This window comes from Streptomyces sp. NPDC055140, assembly GCF_053607285.1.
Window position 1 is genome coordinate 1 of record NZ_JBSGTG010000098.1, and the last position, 3,890, is coordinate 3,890.

At 69.3% G+C, this 3,890-nt stretch carries 2 protein-coding genes; both read left to right on the forward strand.

The features are described 5' to 3' along the window. The coding region (locus tag ACWFR4_RS47430) for a DNA translocase FtsK (RefSeq protein WP_453658029.1) at window positions 1-2,666 on the forward strand (2,666 nt) is incomplete at its 5' end. Window positions 2,667-2,754: 88 nt separating this feature from the next. Further along, window positions 2,755-3,890 (forward strand): hypothetical protein (locus ACWFR4_RS47435; protein WP_453658031.1); only part of this gene is annotated, 1,136 nt, incomplete at its 3' end.

The following is a 3,890-nucleotide window of genomic DNA, read 5'->3' on the forward strand; positions in this document are numbered from 1 at the left end:
TCCTGCTCACCAAGTCGAACGAACTGCTGCGAGCGCCCGCTCCGACGGAGGTGACCACCGCCCGGGGTGCCAAGGACGCGGCGAAGCTGTGGGAGGAGGGCATCGAAGCCGACGGCGACGGCACCGCGCCGGTACTGGCCGCTCTCGAACAGCGCCAGCCACTGCTTGACGCCATTGTTGAGGCGGCCCTGCTGAAGCACGCGGACGAAAGCGAGCGCGCCAGCCACGCCTTCGACTCCGTCACGTTCGAGCGCACCCGGTTCATCGCCGCCGAGGCCGCGCGCTACATCCACGAGGCGGTGCAGGCTCAAGCGCCTGGCGACACGATCGCGCTCGAGCATGCCGCGCTCACCTGGGCGAAGCGGCTCAAACAGGATTGGGGCATACCCGGGTTCATGACCGCCACGGCGGTGCTGCTCGGGCCGGGCAAGCACCACGAGGATTACGAGAACGAGGTCTACGAGCAGGCCGTGGACTTGCTCGCAGCCGACCCCGAGGGGTACTTCGCGAACGACTCCCACGTCCACAGCCGTCAATCCGCCTCCGAGGCAAAGGCACCACCCACGACGGCATCCGGCGCAGACGCCGCCACTGCCCGGCCCGGGCAGCGGCCCGCCAGGAGCCGCGCGAGCGGCCCTGTGCCCCCCACCAGCTCGCCGGCCAAGGAACAGGCCCCCGAATCCGGGGAACTGATGCTGAGCATGTTCCTGCCCTCCCCGGTCGACGGGAAGCCGGTCGAGCACACCGACCGCACCACCGCCGCGTACGCCCTGCACACTGCCGTGCACGAACGCCTCGGCCAGCACACCACCGAGAACCCCGAGCCCGGCCGACTGCCCCAGCCCCTCAAGCTGGGCACCGTCTACGGCGTCGATCTGAGCACGTCAGGTGACGACCAGACCAGCGAAGACCCCACCGTAGTGGTGTGGTTGGGCCCCTCCGGGACCGGATTGCTGCGCATGTCGTACAGCCGCTTCGTGGAGATGACCGGCCCCGAACTCCTTGCCGCGGTCGAGTGGCGCGCCGCTCAGGCCGCCGAACTGCTCGGCGCCCCTCTGAGCCAGACCTGGCGCGATGCGGTGCGCAGCATCCTCCCCCCGCAGTTCCCGGCCCGGCCGACCCCCGCCGAGCTCGCCGACCTCCTCGACACGATCGCCCAGGGCCCAGACGGCAGCGAGGAACGGACCCGGCACCGCGCCGAGCAGGCGCTTGGCGCGTACACCGCCGGCCAGCCGGAACTGGCCCTCAATATCCTCGCGACCGACGACCATATCTGGGTCCTGCGCAACAACGGCTCCTGGATTCAGGAAGAGGCCGCCGCCGCCGATCTGAGCTGGGAGGAACTCGAGACCGGATTCGGTAAGGAGGCAGCCGAGCTCAAGGAGATCGCCCAGGCCGCGAACGAGCTCCCACCCGCCGATGAGACGCTGATGCCGGCCGACGTCACCGTCGCCCACCACAGCGCCCACGAAGCCCTCGCCGCAATCCGCCCATACTCCATCGGCCTGCCCAACACCCGCTACGAGAAGATCACCATCCTCGTGGCCCAGCTGGACAAAACCGTGCCCGCCCTGCGCCGGCTGCACGGCCCGGACGGCGAGCACCTGATGAACCGGGCCAAGACGTCCGTCATCCGGATCCTTGAAGGACTGGCAACGGTCGCCTCCAAGATCCGGCTCACCGGCCTGAGTACCCGTCTGGAACGCACCGTCGCCCGCCTGCGCGGCCAGGACACGGACACCCTGCCCGCACCGCGCGCGGTGCGTGTCGACCGGCGCATGCAGGACCTCGCCCATATCGAGCGCGACCTCGAGCGCCGCATGGCCGATCCCACCACCACGCTCGACGAGCGCGGTGAACTCCAAGAGCAGTGGATCATCAACCGGGCACGCTGGCGTGCCCGTTACGAACAACTCCACGGCCAGCCCCCGGGCGCGGACTTCCTGCCCGACAACGGCCTGATCGCCGGGGCGCCGCCCATCCCGAATCTGATCGCCGCGCACGACCTTCTGGTGAAGCGCCTGTCCGCCCGGGTCGTCGATCTGCGGGACATCGACCCGCACACCGGAGAGGAGTCCCATCCCTACGAGCCCACCGCCGACCTTTTCAACGGCGTGGCCTGGGCCTACGAGCAGCGCCTGATCGGGATCGTCCCGACCGGAGAGGACCCACAAGGCCCCATCCCTGCCGCCCAGTTGCGGCAGGCTGCGCTGACCGTCACCTCCCACCAGAACGCTTCCCCGCTCACACTCCGGCGCGCCATGAGCGTCACCGCCGAGCGGGCCGACCGCCTCCTTCACCGCCTGGAGGAGCAGCAGATCCTCGGCCCTTACCGGGCCGATGCGCCTCGTACGGTGCTGGCAGGTCCCGCCGACATCGACTCGCTGCTCGCCCGTCCCGCCACCCCACCCGCTCTGCGTAAACCGGTCGCCGAACCGGCGCACGCCCCAGCCGCGGACCCCGCCGAACTCGATGAGGCCCGCATCCGCCAGCTGGTCAGCAAGATCCACGCCGACCAGCAGAAGCGCCGCGAACCCAGCAGTGGGGCCGAACCGGCAGAAGCGACAGCGCCCACGCCCCTCGCCCGCAAGAACACCCGCAGGGAAGCCGAGGCCAACGCACTCGCCACCGGTCAGACCACCTCACTCGCACCCAGCCAGTCCTGACGCGGAGATCGTGATGACAACGTCCACCCCATTCCAGACCGCACCGACCCCACCCGTACCCAAGTTGTCCCCCGGAGCACCGGCGGACATGAACGTGGAAGAGCTCGAGCGCTACGGTCGCCTGGCGAACCTTCAGCAGGGCTGGCGCCACGGACGAACACTGGATGGCGCGGACGCACCACCCCAGGCGGGCCCCCGCGACCTGGCCGGCATCGACGCCGCCATGAGCATCGCCCAGAACAACCAGGCCTACTACTTCAGCAACCCCGACTGGCATGCCATCGTTGACATCCGCAAGCAAGTCGACGATGTACTCGCGGGCCTCAACGAACAAGCAGAGATCACACCCCAGACAGCGATCCACGCAGCCAAGATCACCACCCTGGCCGCCAGCCTCATCGCCCGGCACGCCGCCAAGATCAGCGCCCACCTCGACACCTGGGACCAGCGCAACACACCAGGTGGACAGGCCATACGGACACTCACCCGCGTCACCGAAAACCACGCCGCCCGGGCATCCGGCCTCGACTCCGTTCAGGCACTGGACACCCCGCGCAAGCTCAAAGCCCACGTCCACAAGCTGACCAAGGAACTCCGGCGGGCCGAGGCCTCCCAGGAACCCACGCAGGACCCGGGCGGGGACGACCCGGAGCTGGACAGCGCACTGTCCGCCGGCGCGGCCGCCGACCCCGAACTGGCCGAAGCCTCCCAGCTGATGAACGCCCTGAGCGAGCTCGCAGGCCGGGCCGGCCGCTCCGGACACCGCCTCACCCTCGACGTGCGCCTGCACGGCATGGTGGAGACCACCCAGCTCCGAGGCTTCGAGATGATCTCCGGGATCGCGCAGACCGTGATGCGGCGCTACGACAACCAGGACCGGGGCACCGACGGCCGCCGCAACATCGCAGCCATGATCTTCCACTACGCCGAGCAGCGACTGGAACGCATGCGCGGAAGCCTCGGCGCCGACGAACAACGCGACTTCGGCCACTACGAGACCGACCCTCCCGAGCGCTACATGGACGCGCTCTTCGAGGAGTCACGCACCGTCGGCCAGGAACTGCGCGCCAAGAACATCACGCCCCAAGAACGCACGGACCTGCAGATCCGCTTCCTCCTCGCCCAGAAGGAGATCGCCGCCGTCGGAGCCGATGGCGTCCAGGAATGGGGCACCCAGGCTACGTTCCCGCCCAATGAATTCGTCGCCGGGATGCGCACCGACAA